This is a genomic window from Candidatus Pelagibacter sp. HIMB1623 (assembly GCF_052047695.1).
In the GTDB taxonomy this organism is placed as follows: Bacteria; Pseudomonadota; Alphaproteobacteria; order Pelagibacterales; family Pelagibacteraceae; genus Pelagibacter.
This window is the reverse complement of sequence record NZ_JBNAJN010000003.1, coordinates 109,072-129,872: the sequence shown is the minus strand read 5'-3', so window position 1 is coordinate 129,872 and position 20,801 is coordinate 109,072. Positions and strand designations below refer to the sequence as shown.

Here is a 20,801-nt window from a genome sequence, read left to right as displayed (position 1 = left end):
ATTATTTATTGAAACTATTTAAACACTCTGTGGCAGCACTTTGTTCGGCATTTTTTTTGGAATTGCCAATGCCAATAAAGTATTTTGTATTAGGTAATTTTACTCCTACTTTAAATACAGGTTTGTGTCTTGGTCCAGTGTTTGAGATTAATTTGTATTTAGGAAGACTTTTAAATTTTTTTAATGTTTGTTCTTGTAACTTGGTTTTGGCGTCAATTTCGGTAACAACGCTATCACTAATTTTTGCTTCCCACTGCTTTAAAATAAATTTTTCAACAATATTAAAACCTTTATCGAGATAAATTGCTCCTATTAAAGCTTCACAACTATCTGCAATAATTTTATCTTCAATTTTTATTTTTTTATTTCTTGGATTAAAAGTTTTTATATATTTTTCTAAATTAATTGATTTTGCAATTTCAAGACAAGATTTTTTATTAACAAGTGAAGCAAATTTCTTATCAAGTATTCCCTCTTTTTCGTTAGGATAAATTTCTAATAATTTTTTAGCCATAACAAGTCCTAGTACACGATCACCTAAAAATTCAATTTTCTCATTATTTTTAGAAGAATTAAAACTTTTATGAGTAAGAGATTGGTCTAATAAATTTTTGTTTTTAAAAACTATATTTATTTTTTTTTCTAGTTCTTGATACTTTATTTTCATTAATTAATAACATTAAAGGTTCTTTTAAATCTTATAGATTTATGCCATTTCCAAAATTCAATAAAACTTCCTATTTTTTTATCAGATGAGAAAAAAATAAATTGAGCCTTACCAACCAAGTTATCTTTATGAACATAACCAACACTTGAAAGAAATCTGCTATCTTTAGAACAGTCTCTATTATCACCTAAAAAGAAATAATGATCATCTGGAACTGTAAAAACATCTGAGTTTTGATAGGTATAATTTTTTAAATAAACTGTATGAAATTTTTTACCATTAGGTAATTTTTCCTCAAACTTTAAAACATCTATTGTGCTATCGCCACAGTAAATTTTAGTTTTAAGTGGAATTTTAGATTTAAGTATTTCGCTACTATTTAAATATAGATTGGCATCAATAAACTGGATTTTATCTCCTGGTAGCCCAATTAAACGTTTTATATAATCTGTTCTATTGTCTGCTGGTGTTTTAAATACAATTACATCCCCTCTTTCAGGACTTTTAAACATTATTCTTTTACTAAGTATTGGCGGACTAAAAGGGAAAGAATGTTTGCTATACCCATATGAATATTTCGTAACAAATAATCTGTCACCTACCAGCAATGTGGGTTCCATCGAAGAAGAAGGTATATAAAAAGGTTGCACTAAAAGTGATCTAATTATTACTGCAATTATCAAAGCATAAAATAAAGTTTTTATATTTTCTGAAAAAAAGTTTTTATCTAATTTCATTATGATTGAATAATAGCAAATGCTGTTGAATATTTTTTTTCATCGGAAATGGATAGAAAACAATTATATTTTTTAATTTTAAATTTATTTTGGATTATTTTGGTGATTTTTTTGTTTGTAACATAATTTGGTTTACCCATTTTATCGTTAACTACTTCTATATCCTTAAAGTTCAGTTTCATTCTAAATCCGGTACCCAAAGCTTTTGCAAATGCTTCTTTTGCTGCAAATCTTTTTGAAAAAAAGGATACTTTATTCTTTATTAAGTTTGATTGTCTTTGTTCTCTCACACTATAAACTCGATTAATAAAAGATTTATTTTTTATAGCTTCTTTAATTCTCTTATTTTCAATAATATCCACTCCAATACCTAAAATTTTCATTAATTTTTAATAATTTTTTTAAAATCTTTAATTACTTTGGGTAGACCATAAAATATCGATTCTCCAATAATAAAATGTCCTATGTTGAATTCCTCGATTTCTTTAATTTTTGTTAAAATTTTAGTCGTTTTGTAATCCAAACCATGACCTGCATGTACTTCTATATCTAGTTTAGATGCAAGTTTTGAGCTTTTTTTAATTCTATTTAATTCGCTTGAAAAATTTTTATGCGACTTAACATAATTAGCTAGTTTTCCGGTGTGAATTTCAACACAATCCACATTTAATTTTTTTGAAAGTTTAATATCATTTAAATTGGGGTTGATAAATAAACTGGTTCTAATATTCGACCTTTTAAACTTAGAAATTATGTCTTTTAATTTTTTATAATTATCTTTTAGATTTAAACCACCTTCTGTAGTTATTTCTTTTCTGTTTTCTGGAACAATACAAATGTAATTTGGTTTATATCTTAAAGCTTTTTTAATTATTTCACTATTCATTGATACTTCGAGATTCACTAACACTTTATTTAAAGCACAAATCTCTTTGGTATCTAAATCATTTATGTGCCTTCTATCTTCTCTCAAATGAATAGTTACTGAGTCTGCACCCAATTTTATTACTTTTTTTGCTGCAAAAACAGGATTCGGGTGTTTTTCACCACGTGCATTACGCAGTGTTGCAATATGATCTATATTTACACCTAGTCTTTTCACTTAATAAATCTACTTCCTGGAGTGGTAATTGGAATTGATTTTAGAGATTTAGGTATATTTTTAAGGTTATAGCTAGGCACATCTATTTTTAAATGAGAAACAATTTTATTTTTTATTTTCAAAGATTTTTTTGTTGATCTATCAATTATAGAGGCAAATCCAACAAGTTTTGCATTTGATTTTTTTATAAGTTTCACACATTCCAAACTGGATTTACCAGTTGTAATCACATCTTCTATAATTAAAACCCTTGCTCCCTTTTTTATACTAAAGCCTCTTCTGAGAGTGAATTTTCCATTCACCCTTTCGCAAAAAATTGTTTCTTTTTTTAAAATTTTACCAATTTCATAACCTATGATCACGCCACCCATTGCCGGAGCAAGTATTAAATCTATTTTTTTAAAATTTTTTTTAATTTTATTTGCTAATGATTTGCAAATTTTGTCAGCTAAATTAGGAAAGCTTAAAAGTTTAGCACATTGAATATATTTTGGAGAGTGTAGTCCTGAGGATAAAACAAAATGTCCTTCTAATAACGCATCAGTCTTTTTTAAAATATTTAAGGATTTTTTGAGTGAAAGCATTTCTTTTTTCTTCGTGTCTAATTATCTTAAATTTTATACCTTTTTGCTTTAGCTCTGCAATAAAATTTGTAAAATTTTTAAGATTTCTAATTATTAATCTGAATTTAAAATTAATGTAGTTTGGATTTTTACCTGCCATCTCTAAATTAGAAATGTTAAGTTTATGACTTCCAATTAATGAACTTATATCACCAAGTTGTCCAGGTTTGTCGGGTAATGAAATCCACAGTGTAGTGTTATATTTTTTTGTTTTTTCCTCTTTTTGCTCACCTTTATCATGCCAATATCTTCTAATAGCAGCTCTTGCTTTACCTGTTTTGGTAGTAGGTATCCAATGTAATGATGGTGAGCTATTTTTAGATGTAAGAATATTAACCCTATCACCATTTCTTAATATTGATTGCAATTCACTGTTATTTCCATTTACTTCACATCCAATTGCAGAATTACCAATTTTAGTGTGAACAGCATAAGCAAAATCAATTGCTGTTGCATCTTTTGGTAATTTAATTACAGATCCTTTTGGTGTGAAGCAAAAGACATTTTCCTGAAACATTTGAAGCTTTGTGTACTCATACGAGTCCTCAGGATTTTCATTTTTTTCAATAATCTCTACCAAATCTTTTAACCAATCATACTCTTTCCAACTTAATGAATTAAATTTTTCAGAAGATTTATATTGCCAATGCGATGCAACACCTCTTTGTGCAAAGTCATGCATTTCTTTTGTTCTAATTTGAATCTCTATAGGCTTTTTATTTGAACCAATAACTGAGGTGTGAATTGACTTATATCCATTTATTTTAGGCGAAGAGATATAGTCTTTAAATTTGCCAGGAATACAGTTCCACTTCTTATGAAATATACCAAGGGTTTTATAACAATCATCAATAGTATTTAATATAATTCTAAAGCCAATGATGTCAGTTATCTGTTCTAAAGAAACTCTTTTTTTTTGAACTTTTCTCCATATTGAAAATGGAGTTTTTTCTCTTCCATATATTTCAGCATTAATTTCATGATCATTCAATATTTCGCTAAGTTCATATGATTGTTCTTCAAAAATATCTTTTTTATCTAATTTTATTTCATCAAGTCTTTTTTTTATTAATTTTCTTGCATCAAAATTTAATATTTCAAATGACAAATCTTCAAGTTCATCACGTATTCTATGCATACCCATCCTGTCTGCCAATGGAGCATAAATTTCCATTGTTTCTTGAGCAATCCTTTTTCTTTTTACTTCTTTCGTAATTGCTTTAATCGTTCTCATGTTATGTAATCTGTCTGCAATTTTTACTAACAAAACTCTAATATCTTTTGATGTTGCTAAAATTAATTTTCTAAAGTTTTCTACTTTAGAATTTGATCCAGCTGTATTTTCAAAAACAGATATTTTAGTAACACCATCTACAAGATCAGCAACCTCATCACCAAATTCAGCTTTTATTGTTTCGTAGGTTGCAAAGGTATCTTCAATAGTATCATGTAACAACCCAGTAGCAATTGTGGCACTGTCTAATTTTAACTCTGTTAAAATATTTGCAACTTCAATTGGATGTACAGAGTAAGGATCACCAGAAGCTCTCTTTTGACTCTTATGGGCCTTTACAGCAAAATTATAAGCTTTATCTAATTTTTCAGGATTTAAAAATTTATTATAATTTTTAACTTTATTAATTAGTTCATTAGAATTCAGCATAACTTTATTATAACATTAATTTAAATTTGTTTAATAGACCTAATGTCTGCTTCAGGGAGTGAAGAAATCAAGCTTTTAATATCTTTTTTAATAATTGGATGATGCCATTTTTTTTGAATTTCAAAAAAAGGGATAAGTACAAAATTTCTTTTGTGCATAAGCTTATGGGGCAAAGTTAATTTGTTTTTTATTTTTAAAACCTTTTTATGAAAGTCGATTATGTCAATATCACAAACACGAGGATCATTTTTTTTACTCTTTTTTCTTCCTAATAAAATTTCAATTTTCTTACATATTTTAAGGAGACTTTCTGGATCATGATAAAATTTTGCCTTAATAACTATGTTTAAAAATTTAGGTTTTTTGGGGTCTGGCCATGAAAGTGTTTCATAAAAACTTGAGATAGATAAAAAATCCAGATTATTTTCGCTTAAGTGAGATTTTGCAATTTCTATATTTTTTTTTCTATCTCCTAAATTAGAGCCAATACCTAAGTAAACAATTTTAGCTTGATTTTCTAATATATCTCGCCTTTTCACGGTTCCAGTCCCTACTTTTTTTTGTTGCTCTTTTATCGTATTGCTTCTTTCCTTTAGCAACTGCTAATTCAATTTTGGCCTTCCCTTTTTTAAAATACATTTTTGTTGGAACAATAGTAAATCCATCTCTTTGCATTTTTCCAATTAATTTATTTATTTCTCTTTTATTAAGCAGTAACTTTCTTTCATCGGTTGGGTTATGATTGGAATAACTTGCTTGTTTGTAAGGTGAAATGTGAGAATTAATTAAAATTATTTCTCCTTTTTTTTCAACTGCATAAGAGTCTGCTATATTAACTTTTCCATCTCTTACTGATTTAATTTCAGAACCTTTAAGAACAATTCCTGCTTCTAAAATATCCTCAAAAAAATAATTAAAACTAGCTTTTCTATTTAAACAAATTATTTTTAAACCAGAATTGGTTTTTTTGTTCATTAAATCAATTTTGCTGACTGAAGAGATTTTTTAACAATTTCCTTAGTTTGTTCAGTAACTTTTACCAGAGGTAATCTAACATCATCTTCGCACAGATTTAATAATTTAGCAGCGTATTTTACTGGACTAGGATTGCTTTCAACAAACATTGAATGATGAATTGGCTGTAAAATTTTATCTAATTTTTCAGCTTCACTAATATCATTTTCAGATTTAGAAAATTTTTGAAAATCTGAACAAAGTTTTGGTGCTATGTTTGCTGTTACACTTATTGCGCCTACTCCACCTCTTTTATTAAATTCTAGCGCATTGTCATCATTACCAGTCAATTGAATAAATTCTTTACCCATTTTTGATAACTGTTGATCAACCCTGTCCAAATCTCCAGTGGCATCTTTTACACCAACTATATTTTTTAACTCGAACAGTCTTGCCATTGTATCAACATTCATATCAATAACTGATCTACCTGGAATATTATAAATTATTATTGGTATTCCACATTTGTCATTTATAGCTTTATAGTGCTGGTACAAACCTTCTTGAGTAGGTTTATTATAATAAGGTGTTACGATTAGAGCACCATTTGCACCTGCCTTTTCAGCGTGTGAAGTTAAAGAAATAGCTTCCTCAGTAGAATTTGAACCTGTACCAGCTATAACTGGAATTTTTCCATTACTTTCTTTTATGCAGAGATCAATTACTTTTTGATGTTCATCATGACTTAATGTTGGGGATTCTCCTGTTGTACCAGCAGGTACAAGCCCACTAGTTCCATTTTCAATATGAAAATGTATTAATTTAATATACGCTTCCTCATCTAAGAGATTGTTTTTAAACGGCGTAATTAAAGCAACATTTGATCCTTTAAACATAAATACTTATAACATAGTTTAAAGATTCATATACCAAAAGATTATGATTAAAAAATTATTATTTTTAATAATAACTTCCTTGATTAGCTTTAATTTCAGTTGGGCACAGATTGTACCTTTAAAAAAACCATCGCTATCCTCTGAGGAATTAAATAAAAAAATAATATTAAACACAATCAAACCTCTAAAAAAACCTTCAAAAGTTAAAGTTGAGAAAAAGATACCTAAAAAAGAAACCAAACTTAGTTTTCTTTTACCTAAAAAAAAACCAGTTATTAGCGGATTAATCAATTCAGGAACAGCAAAAATTTCTAAATTTTATAATAAAAAAGATTTTAGGATTGCAAAAAAAGCTATTGGGGAGATGCAAAAAGGCCAGTGGAAATCAGCAATTAAAATCTCAAAAAAAGCTAAGGATAGATCTATATATAATTTTATAAAGTGGAGACATTTATTAACAACAGGTAATCAAGAATCCTTTTTTGATTACCAAGTTTTTATAGAGGAAAATTCAGATTATCCAAGAATAGATAGATTGAGATATTTGGCTGAGCACAAACTTTCCACAGAAAAAGTTTCTCCAAGAAAAATAATCAATTGGTTTTCAAAAAATGAACCTTTAAGTGGATATGGTAAAATGATTTTAGGTGAAAGTCATATTTTATCTGGCGACAAAGCAAAAGGTGTTGCTCTAATTAAAAAAGGATGGATTTCTGCAGATTTATCGAAAAGTGAGTTAAGGTTTTTCAGAAAAAAATACAAAAAATATCTTGATGCAAATGACTATATAAAAAGAGCTGATCATCTAGCATGGAATAGTGATCATTGGGATTTAAAAAGATTAATTAGATATTTACCTAAAGACTATGAATTGCTCTATACAGCAAGACATATTTTGATGACCAAGGGATACGGGGTAGATCAAGCAATCAAAAATGTTCCAAATAAATTTAAAAATGATGCTGGATTAAACTATGATCGTTTAAAGTGGAGGAGAAAAAAAGGACGATTGGAGTCTTCTACTGAAATATTGCTCAAGATAAGAAATGATAAAGATTATTTAGTTAGACCTGATAAATGGTGGAAAGAAAGAGAAATCATTTCTCGAAAGTTAATTTATAAAAAACAATATGAACTAGCTTATAAAATTAGTAGCAATCACGGAATGTCTGAAGGGTCTGAATTTGCAGAGGCAGAATGGATGAGTGGTTGGATAGCATTAAGTTTTTTAAATGATCCACTTCTTGCTAAAGATCATTTTAAAAATTTTTTTGATAATGTTAATTATCCAATAAGTGTTTCTAGGGGCGCATACTGGTTAGGTAGATCATATGAAAAACTAAAAGACAAAGATCAATCGGAAAAATGGTATAAAGAAGCTACAAAATATTTAACTACATATTACGGACAACTAGCATTTTTAAAAATTAATCCTAATGGAAAATTTGAACTTGATAAAACAATGTTGGTTGACGATGAATATAGAAAAGCTTTTTTTAATAAAGAATTAGTAAAAATCACATATCTTTTAAATGAGTTAGATAAAGACAAGTATACAAAATTTATCTTAAGACATCTTGCTAATGATAACGTTTCTGAAGGCAGTGAACTTTTAGCAGCTGAACTTGCTACAAGTATCAGTAGATATGATTTTGCAATACAAGTATCAAAAATTGCTTCTTATCAAAAAAGATTTCATAACAAGTACAATTATCCATTAATAAGCACACCTAAATATATTAATGGAAGAAAGATTCCTGAAAGTGCATTAATTTTATCAATTATAAGACAAGAAAGTGAATTTGATTTAAAAGCAAATAGTCATGCGGGTGCAAAAGGTTTAATGCAATTAATGCCTTACACAGCAAAAATAGTTGCAAAACAAGCAAAGCTTCCTTATGCAAAATCTCGATTAACAACCGATCCAGAATACAATATAAATTTAGGGTCTCATTATATTGCTGGTTTAATTCAGCAATATGATGGTGCTTATCCATTTGCAATTGCTGCGTACAATGCTGGTCCAAATAGAGTTAAATATTGGAAAAAATTAAATAAGGATCCACAAAAAAAACAAATAAATTATGTTGATTGGGTTGAGCTAATTAAATTTAGAGAAACTAGAAACTATGTTCAGCGTGTATTGGAAAATTATAATGTGTACAGATATGTACTGGAACAAAATCCAATAGTAATGAAAGATTTTTTTAAAGATCAGCCTTTATATTAGTGGCGGAGAGAGAGGGATTCGAACCCTCGGTACAAGTTTCCTCGCACGGTCATTTAGCAAACGACTGGTTTCAGCCTCTCACCCATCTCTCCATATGACATTGTGTAATAAGTGATTTTATTGAAAATTCAATATTTATAAAGTAATTATTCAATTATTATGGGAAATAAATACTCAATATTTTCATTAATCAAAAACGCTCTTTCATATCATGAGAATTGGCAAAGAGCATGGAAAGACCCTGCTCCAAAAAAAGAGTATGATGCTGTAATAGTTGGTGGAGGTGGTCATGGTCTTGCTACAGCATACTATTTAGCAAAAAAACACAATATGAAAAATATTGCTGTTGTTGAAAAAGGATGGATTGGTGGAGGAAACACTGGTCGTAACACTACAATTATCAGATCAAATTATTTATGGGACGCTAGTGCTGGACTTTATGATCACGCGCTAAAAATTTGGGAAGGATTATCTCAAGAGTTAAACTACAATGTAATGTTTAGTCAAAGAGGTGTAATGAATCTTGCTCACAATTTGCAAGATGTAAGAGATTTAAAAAGAAGAACACACGCAAATAGACTAAATGGTATTGATGCCGTTTACTTGAGTACAGAAGAAGTTAAAAAGTTTTGTCCAATTATAAATACATCTCAAGATATAAGATATCCAGTACTTGGTGGTACATTACAAAGAAGAGCTGGTACAGCAAGACATGATGCTGTTGCCTGGGGTTATGCTAGAGGTGCTGATGAAATGGGTGTTGATATAATTCAAAATTGTGAAGTAAAAGGTATAAAAAGAAATGGTGATAGTGTTGAAGGTATAGAAACAACAAAAGGATTTATTAAAACAAAAAAAATTGGAGTTGTGGCAGCTGGACATTCAAGTGTGATTGCTAATATGGCTGGAATAAGACTTCCTCTAGAGAGCAAACCTCTTCAAGCACTAGTATCAGAACCTGTGAAACCAATTATAGATACAGTTGTTATGTCAAACGCTGTACACGCTTATGTAAGTCAATCTGATAAAGGTGAATTAGTTATTGGCGCTGGAACAGATGATTATGTTTCATACACTCAGAAAGGGAGTCATCAAATAGTCGAGGGAACTCTAAATGCTATTTTAGAATTGTATCCAATTTTCAGCAGAATGAGAATGCTAAGACAATGGGGAGGAATAGTAGACATTTGTCCTGATGCAAGTCCAATATTAAGTAAAACTTCTATCAAAGGACTTTATTTTAATTGTGGTTGGGGTACAGGGGGTTTTAAAGCTACACCTGGATCAGGAGATTTATTTGCACACACCATTGCTAATGATGAGCCACACAAACTCAACGCAGCATTTAATTTAAATAGATTTGTAAGTGGAGACCTTGTTGATGAACATGGCGCTGCAGCAGTTGCTCACTAATGTTTGTTATTAATTGTCCATATTGTGGTGAGAGAGATCAGCAAGAATTTAAAGCTGGTGGTGAAGCTCATATTGAAAGACCAAAACAACCAACAGAACTTAGTGATGATGAATGGGCAGAATATTTATTTATGAGAAAAAATATTAAAGGTGTTCAGTATGAAAGATGGAACCATGCTCATGGTTGTCGTAAATGGTTTAATATGGTTAGAGACACTTCGAATGATGAGATAAAAGCAATCTATAAAATGGGAGAAAAACCCCCTTCAACATAAAACAAATGCCTGAAAATTTAAGAGTTAAATCTAGCCAATATATTGATGAAACAACAAGAGTTTCATTTAAATTTAACGGTACTACTTATTATGGATTTAAAGGAGATACACTTGCTTCAGCATTATTGGCAAATAATGTTCATTTAGTAGGTAGGAGTTTTAAATACCATAGACCAAGAGGCATAATGACATCAGGTTCTGAGGAGCCTAATGCAATTGTTCAAATTAATCCAAATACTAATAGAACAGAACCAAATGTTAGGGCAACTGAAGTTGAAATATATGAAGGAATGGAGGCATCAAGTCAAAATTGCTGGCCAAGTGTAAACTTTGATATTGGTGGAATAAATAATTTTTTATCACCCCTACTTCCTGCGGGATTTTATTACAAAACATTTATGTGGCCTGCAAGCTTCTGGGAAAAATATGAATACTTTATAAGACACTCAGCAGGACTGGGGAAATCACCAACATCAAACGATCCTGACATTTACGATCACAGAAATATTCATTGTGATGTTCTTGTAGTTGGCGCAGGCATATCTGGAATTTTAGCAGCGAAAAATGCTGCAAAGAATAACTATAAAACTTTACTTTTAGATGAAAAAAGTGAATTGGGAGGATCAACTATTTTTGAAAACAATGAAGGTAATAAAATTGATAACAAAATTTCATCTGAATGGTTAAAAAAAGAAATTGAAGAACTTAAAAATATTAAAAATTTAGAAATAAAAACTAGAACAAGTGTTGCTGCCTACCATCAATATAATTATTTGCTAGCAAGAGAGAACTTAACAGATCATTTAGAAAAAAAAAATAAGACAAATAAAATTAGACAAAGGTTGCTTAAAATAAGAGCAAAGAAGGTAATTTTGGCAACAGGTGCTTTGGAAAGACCAATGGTATTTAATAATAATGATAGACCTGGAATAATGCTATCTTCTGCAATAAAAAAATATAGTGATTTTTATGGTGTAGCCTGTGGTAGGAAGATTGTATTTTTTACAAATAATGACAGTGCATATGAAAGTGCACTTTCATTAAACGACAAAGGTATAAAAGTTGAAGCAGTAGTTGATATTAGAAAACAATCTGAAACTAATTTAGAAAAAAGAGTTATTGATGCAGGTATAAAAATATACTGGGAACATACAGTTGTTGATACTTCTGGTTATAAAAGATTAAGTAATGTTTCAATAATGAAACTATCAAATGATGGAACTTCAGTTACTGGAAATAAAATTTCCATTTCTTGTGATTGTTTGGGAGTTGCTGGTGGATGGACACCAGCTGTTCACTTATATACTCAGTCAGGAAGCAAACTTACTTTTGATGAAGATAAAAAAATATTTATTCCTAATAAAAATAATTCAGATCAAATAAGTGTTGGATCTTGTTGTGGTGATTTTAAGCTTGATGAAATACTTGCAAACTTAAATAAAAAATTAAAAGATTTTTTAGATATAACTCAAACAGATTTTGAAAATATTACTGTTAATAACAACCAAGAGATTTCAAAAAGGAACATATGGCTATTACCATCTGATAAGCCTTTGGGCAAAACTAAGCCTTTTGTTGATTATCAAAATGATGCTACTGCAAAGGATATAAAATTAGCACTAAGAGAAGGTTTTAGATCTATTGAACATGTCAAAAGATATACAACAACTGGAATGGGAACTGATCAAGGAAAATTAGGAAATATGCATGCATTGGGAATAATAGCAGATACAGCAGGTGTTAAGATGGGAGAACTTGGAACGACTACTTTTAGACCTCCATATACTCCATTAACATTTGGAACAATTGTAGGACGTAATGTGGGTAAGTTTTTTGATATTTTTCGAAGAACACCTATGAATGATTGGCATGTTGAACAAAAAGCAGAATTTGAAAATGTTGGTCAGTGGAAAAGAGCTTGGTACTACCCTATTAATGGTGAAACTATGCACCAAGCAGTTCAAAGAGAAAGCAAAGCTGCAAGAGAAAGTTCAGGAATATTGGATGCGTCCACACTTGGTAAAATTGATATACAAGGAAGTGATGCCTCAGAGTTTTTAAATAGAGTTTATACAAATGCCTGGTCTAAACTTGGTATTGGCAAATGTAGATATGGTTTAATGTTAAATGAAGATGGTATGGTATATGACGATGGTGTTACTACAAGATTAGGCGAAAATCACTATCTAATGACAACAACAACTGGTGGTGCAGCAAATGTTCTTGGAAAGTTAGAAGATTACCTTCAAACTGAATGGCCAGAATTAGATGTATATTTAACTTCAGTTACAGATCAATTTGCTACAGCAAGTTTGTGTGGCCCTAATAGTAAAAAAATTCTTAAAAAAATTATTCCAGATTTAGATTTATCTGATGAAAATTTTCCTCACATGTCTTTTAAAGAAGCAAAAATTGGAAGCATTGTTTGTAGAATTATGAGAATAAGTTTCACAGGTGAGCAAAGTTTTGAAATAAATGTACAAGCAAGTTATGGAAAAGATCTATGGGAGAAATGTATAGAGGCTGGTAAAGAATTTAATATTACTCCTTATGGTACAGAAACGATGCACTTATTAAGAGCTGAAAAAGGTTTTATTATTGTTGGCCAAGATACAGATGGAACAATGACACCAATAGATTTACAGATGGATTGGATTGTTAGTAAAAAGAAATATGATTTTATTGGCAAAAGATCTCTTTATAGGTCAGACACTATGAGAGAAGACAGAAAACAACTAGTGGGATTGTTAACTGATGACCCCAATGTTGTATTAGAAGAAGGTGCACAAATTGTTTCTGAACTAAATAAAAGTCCTGTTGAAATGCTTGGTCATGTTACATCGAGTTACTTTAGCCCTAATTTAAATAAATCTATAGCCCTAGCAGTTGTAAGAGGTGGGAAAGATATGATGGGTAAAAAACTATTTATCCCTATGGAAGATAAAACAATTAATGTAACTGTTTCAAATCCAGTATTTTTTGATCAAACTAATGAAAGATTAAATGCTTAGTTATAATCAAGTAACAAATAGTGAAATTAATAACAACGGTGTTTCTGTAAAAGAAATTGCACCAATAATGAAATTAAATTTAAGAGGCAAAACAAGAGAATTTTTTACAAATGTAGGAAAAAGTTTAAATATGATTTTGCCAACAGAAGCAAATACATCCTCATCTAGTGATAAACTTACTGCGATATGGTTAAGTCCAGATGAATGGATGATTGTATCAAATGAGACTACTAGCAAAGAAACCAATACATACCAATTAAATGATATATTATTTAACAATATTTCAAAAACATCATTGGGAGCAGTAACTGATGTAACTGACCAATTTGTTCAATTAGAGATAAAAGGTGAAAAAATATATGAACTTTTTTCCTCAGGATGTCCTTTTAATTTTAACTTATTTAGTGAAAAAAAAGGGTCAACAACTCAAACTTTGCTAAATCATATAGATGTTATTATTCACAATAAGGACAAAAATATTGTTAATTTATTTGTTAGAAGATCATTTGCTAAACACCTTTGGGAATGGATGGAAGATAGCTCTTCAAGATTATAAAGACTAATTTTTACGCCTATAATCCCATGGCATTTCAAATTTACCTTGCCAAATACCTAATTTGTTATTTTTGGCATTAATTTCATCTGAAACATATTTTTTAGAATACTTTCTATATGCTACTGCATAACCATTTGAAACCATCCAAGAATTTAAATTTATATTTCTTTTAAAACACTCGCCAATTAACCTTTTATACCTATCAACGTCTATAATATCACAATTCAATTTTTGATTATTAATCTTTTTAATTAACTTTTGAGCAGATACTGCTCCACACATATAATCTTTAGTAAAAGACATAAAAGATATTGTTAAATAAGTTTTTTTACATTTTTGTTTTTTTTCAGGTGCATCAATACCGTATAATCGAATTTTTTTTGAATTAATCTTGATTGTATCTCCATCAACAACTTTAGCAAAACCTGAGATTTTATTTATATTTTCAGATCTTACATCGTTATATGTAAGTATAAAAAATATAGATGAAATAATTATCAAAATTATTAATTTCTTTTTTGTATAAAACATTAACCGGTAGTTAATTTATTGTTAATATAATATTTAACATAAAAGAAAAGTAAGATTGATATTAACCATTGCAATATTGCCCAGATATAAAAGAAAGTTTTAAAGTCTGCATCAATAGAACGTGCTATATAATAAGATAAAAATGGAACCAAAACGTTCCTTAATATATTGTTAATCATTGCTTTCTCAGATTTTTTTAAAGCCATAAAGAAACCATTTGATAGAAAAAAAATTGGGTATGCTGGTAAGATAAATGCAGAAATTTTTAAATACATTGACCCATATTCAATAACTTCCGTGTTAGATGAGAAAAATTTTGGCATTAAATCTGCAGTTACAAATACCAATACTCCAGACGCTAACATTATAATCAAGCCGTATTTTACTGATTTAAAATAAGATTGCTTTACTCTATCATAATATTTTGCACCTATATTCTGTGCAATAATTGATATTATTGCTGTATTTATCCCTAATACAGGCAGTAAGACAACCTGCTCTATCCTTGTTGCTGCTCCATAACCAGCTACAGCATATTCTCCTGTAAATGCAACATAAGTAAATACAATCGTTGCAGCAATTGAATAACCAAGAATAGCTATTGTGATTGGCATTGATTGGAAGAAAATGTTTTTAATGTAGAAAATTTTAATCTTAAAATTTTGAATATTGATCTCTTTAATACGTTTATTTTTTAACAATTTAATTAAAACGATTATTAGAGAAAGAAATTGGGCAATCAAAGTTGCATAACCTATACCCGCAACACCAAAAGCTGGGACAAATAAAAATCCAAATATAAATATTGGATTTAATAAAATGTTTAAAAAAAAAGATAATATAAGAGCATTTCTATATGTAACTGTATCTCCCTCAGCATGAAGAAATGAATTTAAAGCAACAACCAGAATAAAGAGAATAGTTCCATAAAATATTACATTAGTATACTCAAGGCCAAGAGTAATTACCTCTCTCGATGAATTCATGGTTAAAAATAATTTTTCAGAAAAACTAAAGCCAATTATTGATACAATTATTGAAATTATTACTGAATAAAGAATGATATTTGTAAAATAACCTAATACATTTTTTTCATTTTTTTCCCCAATACTACTACCAATTAATGAAGTTCCAGCAACAGTGACACCAATAGACGTGGCAATAATTAGAAAGTAGATTGGAAAGGATTTACTTAATGCAGATAAAGCTTCAGGTGAAATTTTCCCAGCATAAAAAGTATCAACTAAAGTGTATAATGTTTGAAATAATGTCCCAACACTTGCTGGTATTGCAAGTTTTTTTATAAGTTGAGAGACGTCATCTTTTAATAAATTCATTTCTTTAAACTAAAAATATTTTAATATTCTTTTTGAAAGATATGACTTTTTCCAGTTTTTTTGGCAAGGTTAATTTGTTTTTGTCTCATTCTAAATCTTGATTTTTGATCATTTGTTAAATTATCGTGACAATTTGGACAAGAAACACCTTCTTCATATTTTTTAGATTTTTTATCTTTTGGAGAAATAGGTTTTCTACAACCACTACACATTGAGTAAGAACCTATTTTCAAACCATGCTTTAAACTAATTCTGTTGTCAAAGACGAAGCACTCACCTTTCCATAAACTTTTTTTTGGGTCTATTTTTTTTAAATAGTTTAAAATACCACCCTTTAATTGGTAGACATTATTGTAGCCTTTATTTTCCAAAAAGACTGACGCTTTTTCACACCTAATACCTCCAGTACAAAACATGGCAATAGGTTGATTTTTTTTTAATTTTTTAAGATATTTTGGAAAATCTCGAAAGTTATCTACATCTGGATTAATTGAACCTTTAAAAGTTCCAACTTTATATTCAAAAGGTTTTCTCGCATCAATTAAAACTGTTTTTTTATCTTTAATTAATGAGTTCCACTTTTGAGGGTTAACGTGACTATCTTTTTTTTTAATTCTCTTTTTTAAACTTAAATTCATTGGAACCACTTCTTTTTTAATTTTTACTTTTGGTTTATGAAACGGCTGAAAAGTGCTTTTTGAATTATTAATACTATCAAATTTTTCAAATTTAAATAATTTGTGTAAATAATCCTTGATTAGTTTAATATCTTTATTCTTTCCAGAAATTGTTCCATTTAACCCTTCATTGGAAATGATAATTGTTCCACGTATGTTTTTATTCAATAATTGATTTTGAAGTATTTTTTGATTTTTCTTTAAATAAGAAATTTTAATAAACTTATAAAATCCAAAAACATCAAACATTATAATTTTCTACAAACTGTCATACCATCACCTAATGGAACTATAATTTTTTCAACTCTTTTATCTTTAGAAACATAATTATTAAAATCTTTAATAGTTAAAGTGATTTTATCATCACTATTTTCATCGACAACTTGACCATACCACAGAACATTATCAATTATAATTAAGCCATTTTTCTTTAATAATATTAAAGATTTTTCGTAATATTCTTTATAATTTTTCTTATCAGCATCAATAAAAATTAAATCAAAATCATTTTCTTTTATTTCATTCAAACTTTCTAAAGCAGGTTTAATTATTGTTTTAATTTTATGACCTTGTTTTGCTTTTTCAAAAAATTTTATTGCAATTTCGTTAGTTTCTTGATTTTTGTCCAAAGCAATAATTCTACCGTCTTCTGGTAAGGCAAGAGACATTGACAAAGCACTTAAGCCAGTAAAAGTTCCAATCTCTAGTATTTTTCTAACATTAGATGTTTTTACTATTAAGTGTAAAAATTGAGATTGTGAGATAGATATTTGCATCCTTTTAATGTCTCCCAATGACTCATTATAAGAAATAATTTCTTTTTGAACTGAATGAAGATCTAGTCCATTATTTAAAATGTATTCTTGAATTTTGGTGCTAATTTTTAGGTCTGAGCCCATGAACCTAAAGTTTTTTCTTTAAAATCTCATTTACTAACTGAGGGTTAGCTTTTCCACCTGAAACTTTCATTACTTGTCCAACAAAGAAACCAAATAATTTAACTTTACCTGATTTATATTCAGTGGCTTTATCTCTATTGCTATCAATTACTTTATCAATTAAAGCTTCTAAAGCTTTTGGATCGCTTTCTTGTTTTAAACCTTTTTCTTCAACAATTTTTTTAGGATCCTTGTCCCCTTCCATCATTTGTTCAAAAACAGTTTTTGCAATTTTCCCAGAAATTGTCCCATCCTTAATTAAATTAATTAATTTTGATAAATTACCAGCACTAATTGGACTATCGGTTATTTCTAAATTTTTTTCATTAAGTGCAGCAAATAATTCACCTATGATCCAGTTTGTTGCTAATTTAACGTCAGATTTTTTAACAACATCTTCAAAATAATTTGAGGTTTCAATGTCTGAAACCATAATATTTGCTTCATATGGGGTTAATTTAAATTGATCTATAAATCTTTTTTTCTTTTCATCGGGTAACTCTGGTATTTCTGATTTTAATTGATCGATAAATTGATCAGAAACTTCTAATGGCAATAAATCTGGATCTGGGAAATATCTATAATCATGAGCATCTTCTTTTGATCTCATAGATCTTGTTTCATTTTTTTTAGTATCAAAAAGTCTTGTTTCTTGATCTACAGATTTTCCTTCTTCAATTAAATCAACTTGTCTATTCGCTTCATATTCAATAGCCATTTGCATGAATTTAATAGAATTAACGTTTTTAATTTCACATCTAGTACCAAAATCTTTTGTTCCTTTTTTTCTCACAGAAACATTAACATCTGCTCTCAAAGATCCTTCCTGCATATTACCATCACAAGTTCCTAAATATCTCATTATTGATCTTAATTTCTTTATATAAGCATTAACTTCCTCTGGTGATCTTAAATCAGGTTTGCTAACAATTTCCATTAAAGCTACACCTGACCTATTTAAATCAACAAAGGTGTTTTTTGGATCTAAATCATGGATACTTTTACCTGCATCTTGTTCTAAATGTAATCTTTCAATACCAACCTCTTTTTGACCATCCGGCATATCTAAAATAACTTTACCTTCACCAACTATTGGGTCCTTAAATTGAGAGATTTGGTATCCTTGTGGTAAATCAGCATAAAAATAATTTTTTCTATCGAATACTGATCTTTTGTTAATTTTAGCTTTTAATCCTATTCCAGTTTTAATTGCTTGCTTAACACAAAATTCATTTATCACTGGTAGCATACCAGGAAAAGCAGCGTCTACTAAACTTACCTGTGTGTTTGGTTCAGCGCCAAATTTAGTAGCTGACGTAGAAAATAACTTTGATTGGGAAAGTACTTGAGCATGAACCTCTAAACCAATGACAACTTCGTATTGATTATCATTTCTATTGATTAAATATTCTGACTTTTCTTTACTCACTTAATCCACCAATCAGTAATTTTATTTTTAAAATTAATTTTTTCTTCCATTGCATAAGCAATGTTTAAGATATTTTGTTCATCAAATGCTTTTCCAATAATTTGTAAACCTAAAGGGTAACCTTTGCTATCATGACCAGCTGGAATAGAAATTCCTGGTAAACCTGCTAAATTTACAGGAACAGTAAAAATATCATTTAAGTACATTGAAACTGGGTCATTTGTTTTTTCACCAATTTTAAAAGCAGAACTTGGCGTTGATGGAGTTAATATTGCATCTACTTTTTTGTACGCTTCATCAAAATCATTTTTAATTAGTTTTCTAACTTTTTGTGCTTTCAAATAATATGCATCGTAATAACCTGAAGATAAAACATATGTGCCTATCATTATTCTTCTTTGAACCTCGGCTCCAAATCCCTCTGATCTAGTTTTTTCATACATATCAATAAGGTTTTCTCCATCAGCTCTAAAGCCATATTTAACACCATCATATCTTGCAAGATTAGAAGATGCTTCGGCTGGTGCCACTATATAGTAAGTTGGTAAAGCATAATTTGTGTATGGAAGAGAAATATCAATTATTTCTGCACCACAATCTTTAGCATACTCGATACCTTTCTGCCAAAGATCATCAATTTCTTTTGGCATTCCATCAACTCTATATTCTTTTGGTATACCTATTTTTTTTCCTTTAATGTCTTTTGTTAATTCTTTGCTGTACTGGTTTCTTTTAAAATCAATAGAAGTTGAGTCTTTTTGATCGTATGAGCTAATTACCTCTTGCAACAAAGCACAATCTTGAACATTTTGAGCCATTGGACCAGCTTGATCAAGAGAAGATGCAAAAGCAACTATTCCGTATCTTGAACAACTACCATAAGTTGGTTTTAAACCCACTGTACCTGTAAATGACGCTGGTTGTCTAATAGATCCACCTGTATCAGTTCCAATTGTAATTGGAGTTAATTGTGCTGCTACTGCAGAAGATGAACCACCAGATGAACCACCTGGAACTAAATTTTTATCAATCGGATTTTGAACATTGCCAAAAAAACTTGTTTCATTTGAAGATCCCATTGCAAATTCATCGCAATTTAATTTACCAATAAGAATTGCACCCTCATTCCAGATATTCTGAGTAACAGTAGACTCATAAGTAGGTACAAAATTGTTTAACATTTTGCTACCCGCTGTTGTTCTTATGTTAGCTGTGCAAAATAAATCTTTTACAGCCATTGGAATTCCTGGTAATTTTAAATCCAATTTTGGGTTGTCATCAAATTTTTTCGCTTTTTCTAAAGCATTACTATAATCTTCAGTAATATAAGTGTTTAATTCTTTTGATTTTTCTGATCTATCAACAAAAGCTTGGGTAACTTCTGAAGAAGAAAGTTTTTTTTCTTTAATATTATTAACTAATTCAGAAAGTGTTTGCTTGGTTATATCAGACATTATTCTATAACTTTTGGTACAACAAAATAATCTTCATTATCTTTTGGAGAATTTTTTATTATTTGTTCCCTTAAATTTTTACTTTTAACTTCATCAGGTCTTAATTTTAAAGTCATTTCAGCCACTGATGTAAGTGGTTCAACATTTTCAGTTTTAAGTTCATTGAGTTTTTCAATGAATTCAAAAATTGAATTCAAATCACTAGCAAGTTTTTCAGCTTTTTTCTCATCTACTGAAATTCTTGATAATTTAGATATATGCTTTATGGTTTTAAGATCAATGCTCATATGATATTTAAATATGAGGCA

General features: G+C 29.2%; 21 protein-coding genes and 1 tRNA gene. 5 read left to right on the top strand and 17 right to left on the bottom strand.

The features are described from left to right. Position 1: 1 nt before the first annotated feature. From rnc to dapA, 9 genes are read right to left on the bottom strand one after another with little or no spacing between them, the layout of a single operon-like run. Positions 2-667, bottom strand: a complete 666-nt coding sequence (gene rnc / locus ACTTBN_RS02055) for a ribonuclease III (RefSeq protein ID WP_440680741.1) — start codon at positions 665-667, stop codon at positions 2-4. Further along, positions 667-1,404: a signal peptidase I gene (gene lepB, locus ACTTBN_RS02050; RefSeq protein WP_440680740.1), complete on the bottom strand. Its 738-nt coding sequence runs from the start codon at positions 1,402-1,404 to the stop codon at positions 667-669. Before lepB ends, rnc begins: the two co-directional genes overlap by 1 nt. After that, complete coding sequence (gene acpS, locus ACTTBN_RS02045) at positions 1,404-1,787, bottom strand: holo-ACP synthase (protein ID WP_440680739.1); 384 nt, start codon at positions 1,785-1,787, stop codon at positions 1,404-1,406. Before acpS ends, lepB begins: the two co-directional genes overlap by 1 nt. Continuing rightward, on the bottom strand, positions 1,787-2,506 hold the full coding sequence (locus ACTTBN_RS02040) for a pyridoxine 5'-phosphate synthase (RefSeq protein ID WP_440680738.1): 720 nt from the start codon (positions 2,504-2,506) through the stop codon (positions 1,787-1,789). The genes acpS and ACTTBN_RS02040 overlap by 1 nt, the downstream gene beginning before the upstream one ends. Then, a complete protein-coding gene (pyrE, locus tag ACTTBN_RS02035) occupies positions 2,503-3,090 on the bottom strand; it encodes an orotate phosphoribosyltransferase (protein WP_440648546.1) in 588 nt (195 codons plus the stop codon). Before pyrE ends, ACTTBN_RS02040 begins: the two co-directional genes overlap by 4 nt. Beyond that, positions 3,047-4,792 carry a RelA/SpoT family protein gene (locus ACTTBN_RS02030; RefSeq protein WP_440680737.1) on the bottom strand — a complete coding sequence of 582 codons (1,746 nt, stop codon included), beginning with the start codon at positions 4,790-4,792 and terminating at the stop codon, positions 3,047-3,049. The genes pyrE and ACTTBN_RS02030 overlap by 44 nt, the downstream gene beginning before the upstream one ends. A 20-nt stretch (positions 4,793-4,812) precedes the next feature. Next, entirely contained in the window at positions 4,813-5,331 is a 519-nt protein-coding gene (gene folK / locus ACTTBN_RS02025) for a 2-amino-4-hydroxy-6-hydroxymethyldihydropteridine diphosphokinase (protein WP_440680736.1), read from the bottom strand. After that, positions 5,297-5,767, bottom strand: coding sequence for an SsrA-binding protein SmpB (gene smpB / locus ACTTBN_RS02020; protein ID WP_262589143.1), 471 nt, complete (start codon positions 5,765-5,767; stop codon positions 5,297-5,299). The genes folK and smpB overlap by 35 nt, the downstream gene beginning before the upstream one ends. Continuing rightward, positions 5,767-6,642 carry a 4-hydroxy-tetrahydrodipicolinate synthase gene (gene dapA / locus ACTTBN_RS02015; RefSeq protein ID WP_440680735.1) on the bottom strand — a complete coding sequence of 292 codons (876 nt, stop codon included), beginning with the start codon at positions 6,640-6,642 and terminating at the stop codon, positions 5,767-5,769. The genes smpB and dapA overlap by 1 nt, the downstream gene beginning before the upstream one ends. 43 nt (positions 6,643-6,685) lie before the next feature. Here dapA and ACTTBN_RS02010 point away from each other — a divergent pair, with 43 nt between their 5' ends. Then, positions 6,686-8,872, top strand: coding sequence for a lytic transglycosylase domain-containing protein (locus ACTTBN_RS02010; RefSeq protein ID WP_440680734.1), 2,187 nt, complete (start codon positions 6,686-6,688; stop codon positions 8,870-8,872). Here the strand turns inward: ACTTBN_RS02010 and ACTTBN_RS02005 are convergent. Beyond that, positions 8,873-8,964, bottom strand: a tRNA-Ser gene (locus ACTTBN_RS02005). It abuts the gene before it with no gap. 67 nt (positions 8,965-9,031) lie between these two features. Between ACTTBN_RS02005 and ACTTBN_RS02000 the strand changes: the two genes are divergently transcribed. Genes ACTTBN_RS02000 through ACTTBN_RS01985 form a run of 4 tightly spaced genes read left to right on the top strand, consistent with a single transcriptional unit; the run spans position 9,032 to position 14,127 of the window. Next, on the top strand, positions 9,032-10,285 hold the full coding sequence (locus ACTTBN_RS02000) for a sarcosine oxidase subunit beta family protein (RefSeq protein WP_440680733.1): 1,254 nt from the start codon (positions 9,032-9,034) through the stop codon (positions 10,283-10,285). Next, positions 10,285-10,560, top strand: a complete 276-nt coding sequence (locus tag ACTTBN_RS01995) for a sarcosine oxidase subunit delta (protein ID WP_440680732.1) — start codon at positions 10,285-10,287, stop codon at positions 10,558-10,560. The genes ACTTBN_RS02000 and ACTTBN_RS01995 overlap by 1 nt, the downstream gene beginning before the upstream one ends. Before the next feature lie 5 nt (positions 10,561-10,565). Beyond that, a complete protein-coding gene (locus tag ACTTBN_RS01990) occupies positions 10,566-13,571 on the top strand; it encodes a sarcosine oxidase subunit alpha family protein (protein WP_440680731.1) in 3,006 nt (1,001 codons plus the stop codon). Then, positions 13,564-14,127 (top strand): sarcosine oxidase subunit gamma, encoded by a 564-nt coding sequence (locus ACTTBN_RS01985; RefSeq protein ID WP_440680730.1) that lies wholly within the window; start codon positions 13,564-13,566, stop codon positions 14,125-14,127. The genes ACTTBN_RS01990 and ACTTBN_RS01985 overlap by 8 nt, the downstream gene beginning before the upstream one ends. Positions 14,128-14,130: 3 nt before the next feature. Here ACTTBN_RS01985 and ACTTBN_RS01980 read toward each other — a convergent pair whose 3' ends face one another. From ACTTBN_RS01980 to gatC, 7 genes are read right to left on the bottom strand one after another with little or no spacing between them, the layout of a single operon-like run. After that, positions 14,131-14,658, bottom strand: coding sequence for a thermonuclease family protein (locus ACTTBN_RS01980; RefSeq protein WP_440680728.1), 528 nt, complete (start codon positions 14,656-14,658; stop codon positions 14,131-14,133). Beyond that, positions 14,658-15,995, bottom strand: a complete 1,338-nt coding sequence (locus tag ACTTBN_RS01975) for an MATE family efflux transporter (RefSeq protein ID WP_440680727.1) — start codon at positions 15,993-15,995, stop codon at positions 14,658-14,660. The genes ACTTBN_RS01980 and ACTTBN_RS01975 overlap by 1 nt, the downstream gene beginning before the upstream one ends. Positions 15,996-16,015: 20 nt before the next feature. Then, positions 16,016-16,921: an oxygen-dependent tRNA uridine(34) hydroxylase TrhO gene (gene trhO / locus ACTTBN_RS01970; RefSeq protein ID WP_440680726.1), complete on the bottom strand. Its 906-nt coding sequence runs from the start codon at positions 16,919-16,921 to the stop codon at positions 16,016-16,018. Continuing rightward, on the bottom strand, positions 16,921-17,571 hold the full coding sequence (locus ACTTBN_RS01965) for an O-methyltransferase (RefSeq protein ID WP_440680725.1): 651 nt from the start codon (positions 17,569-17,571) through the stop codon (positions 16,921-16,923). The genes trhO and ACTTBN_RS01965 overlap by 1 nt, the downstream gene beginning before the upstream one ends. Before the next feature lie 4 nt (positions 17,572-17,575). After that, the gene (gatB, locus tag ACTTBN_RS01960; RefSeq protein WP_440680724.1) at positions 17,576-19,039 is read right to left on the bottom strand and encodes an Asp-tRNA(Asn)/Glu-tRNA(Gln) amidotransferase subunit GatB; all 1,464 of its coding nucleotides are present in this window, start codon (positions 19,037-19,039) and stop codon (positions 17,576-17,578) included. Then, complete coding sequence (gene gatA, locus ACTTBN_RS01955; protein ID WP_440680722.1) at positions 19,036-20,493, bottom strand: Asp-tRNA(Asn)/Glu-tRNA(Gln) amidotransferase subunit GatA; 1,458 nt, start codon at positions 20,491-20,493, stop codon at positions 19,036-19,038. Before gatA ends, gatB begins: the two co-directional genes overlap by 4 nt. Next, positions 20,493-20,780 (bottom strand): Asp-tRNA(Asn)/Glu-tRNA(Gln) amidotransferase subunit GatC, encoded by a 288-nt coding sequence (gene gatC, locus ACTTBN_RS01950; RefSeq protein WP_440680721.1) that lies wholly within the window; start codon positions 20,778-20,780, stop codon positions 20,493-20,495. Before gatC ends, gatA begins: the two co-directional genes overlap by 1 nt. Positions 20,781-20,801 lie beyond the last annotated feature (21 nt).

What these genes read in the sequence shown, in the direction of transcription:
- rnc (WP_440680741.1), bottom strand. Translation starts at nt 667, where the DNA reads ATGAAAATAAAGTATCAAGAACTAGAAAAAAAAATAAATATAGTTTTT.
- lepB (WP_440680740.1), bottom strand. Translation starts at nt 1,404, where the DNA reads ATGAAATTAGATAAAAACTTTTTTTCAGAAAATATAAAAACTTTATTT.
- acpS (WP_440680739.1), bottom strand. Translation starts at nt 1,787, where the DNA reads ATGAAAATTTTAGGTATTGGAGTGGATATTATTGAAAATAAGAGAATT.
- pyrE (WP_440648546.1), bottom strand. Translation starts at nt 3,090, where the DNA reads ATGCTTTCACTCAAAAAATCCTTAAATATTTTAAAAAAGACTGATGCG.
- ACTTBN_RS02030 (WP_440680737.1), bottom strand. Translation starts at nt 4,792, where the DNA reads ATGCTGAATTCTAATGAACTAATTAATAAAGTTAAAAATTATAATAAA.
- smpB (WP_262589143.1), bottom strand. Translation starts at nt 5,767, where the DNA reads ATGAACAAAAAAACCAATTCTGGTTTAAAAATAATTTGTTTAAATAGA.
- dapA (WP_440680735.1), bottom strand. Translation starts at nt 6,642, where the DNA reads ATGTTTAAAGGATCAAATGTTGCTTTAATTACGCCGTTTAAAAACAAT.
- ACTTBN_RS02010 (WP_440680734.1), top strand. Translation starts at nt 6,686, where the DNA reads ATGATTAAAAAATTATTATTTTTAATAATAACTTCCTTGATTAGCTTT.
- ACTTBN_RS02000 (WP_440680733.1), top strand. Translation starts at nt 9,032, where the DNA reads ATGGGAAATAAATACTCAATATTTTCATTAATCAAAAACGCTCTTTCA.
- ACTTBN_RS01995 (WP_440680732.1), top strand. Translation starts at nt 10,285, where the DNA reads ATGTTTGTTATTAATTGTCCATATTGTGGTGAGAGAGATCAGCAAGAA.
- ACTTBN_RS01990 (WP_440680731.1), top strand. Translation starts at nt 10,566, where the DNA reads ATGCCTGAAAATTTAAGAGTTAAATCTAGCCAATATATTGATGAAACA.
- ACTTBN_RS01985 (WP_440680730.1), top strand. Translation starts at nt 13,564, where the DNA reads ATGCTTAGTTATAATCAAGTAACAAATAGTGAAATTAATAACAACGGT.
- ACTTBN_RS01980 (WP_440680728.1), bottom strand. Translation starts at nt 14,658, where the DNA reads ATGTTTTATACAAAAAAGAAATTAATAATTTTGATAATTATTTCATCT.
- ACTTBN_RS01975 (WP_440680727.1), bottom strand. Translation starts at nt 15,995, where the DNA reads ATGAATTTATTAAAAGATGACGTCTCTCAACTTATAAAAAAACTTGCA.
- trhO (WP_440680726.1), bottom strand. Translation starts at nt 16,921, where the DNA reads ATGTTTGATGTTTTTGGATTTTATAAGTTTATTAAAATTTCTTATTTA.
- ACTTBN_RS01965 (WP_440680725.1), bottom strand. Translation starts at nt 17,571, where the DNA reads ATGGGCTCAGACCTAAAAATTAGCACCAAAATTCAAGAATACATTTTA.
- gatA (WP_440680722.1), bottom strand. Translation starts at nt 20,493, where the DNA reads ATGTCTGATATAACCAAGCAAACACTTTCTGAATTAGTTAATAATATT.
- gatC (WP_440680721.1), bottom strand. Translation starts at nt 20,780, where the DNA reads ATGAGCATTGATCTTAAAACCATAAAGCATATATCTAAATTATCAAGA.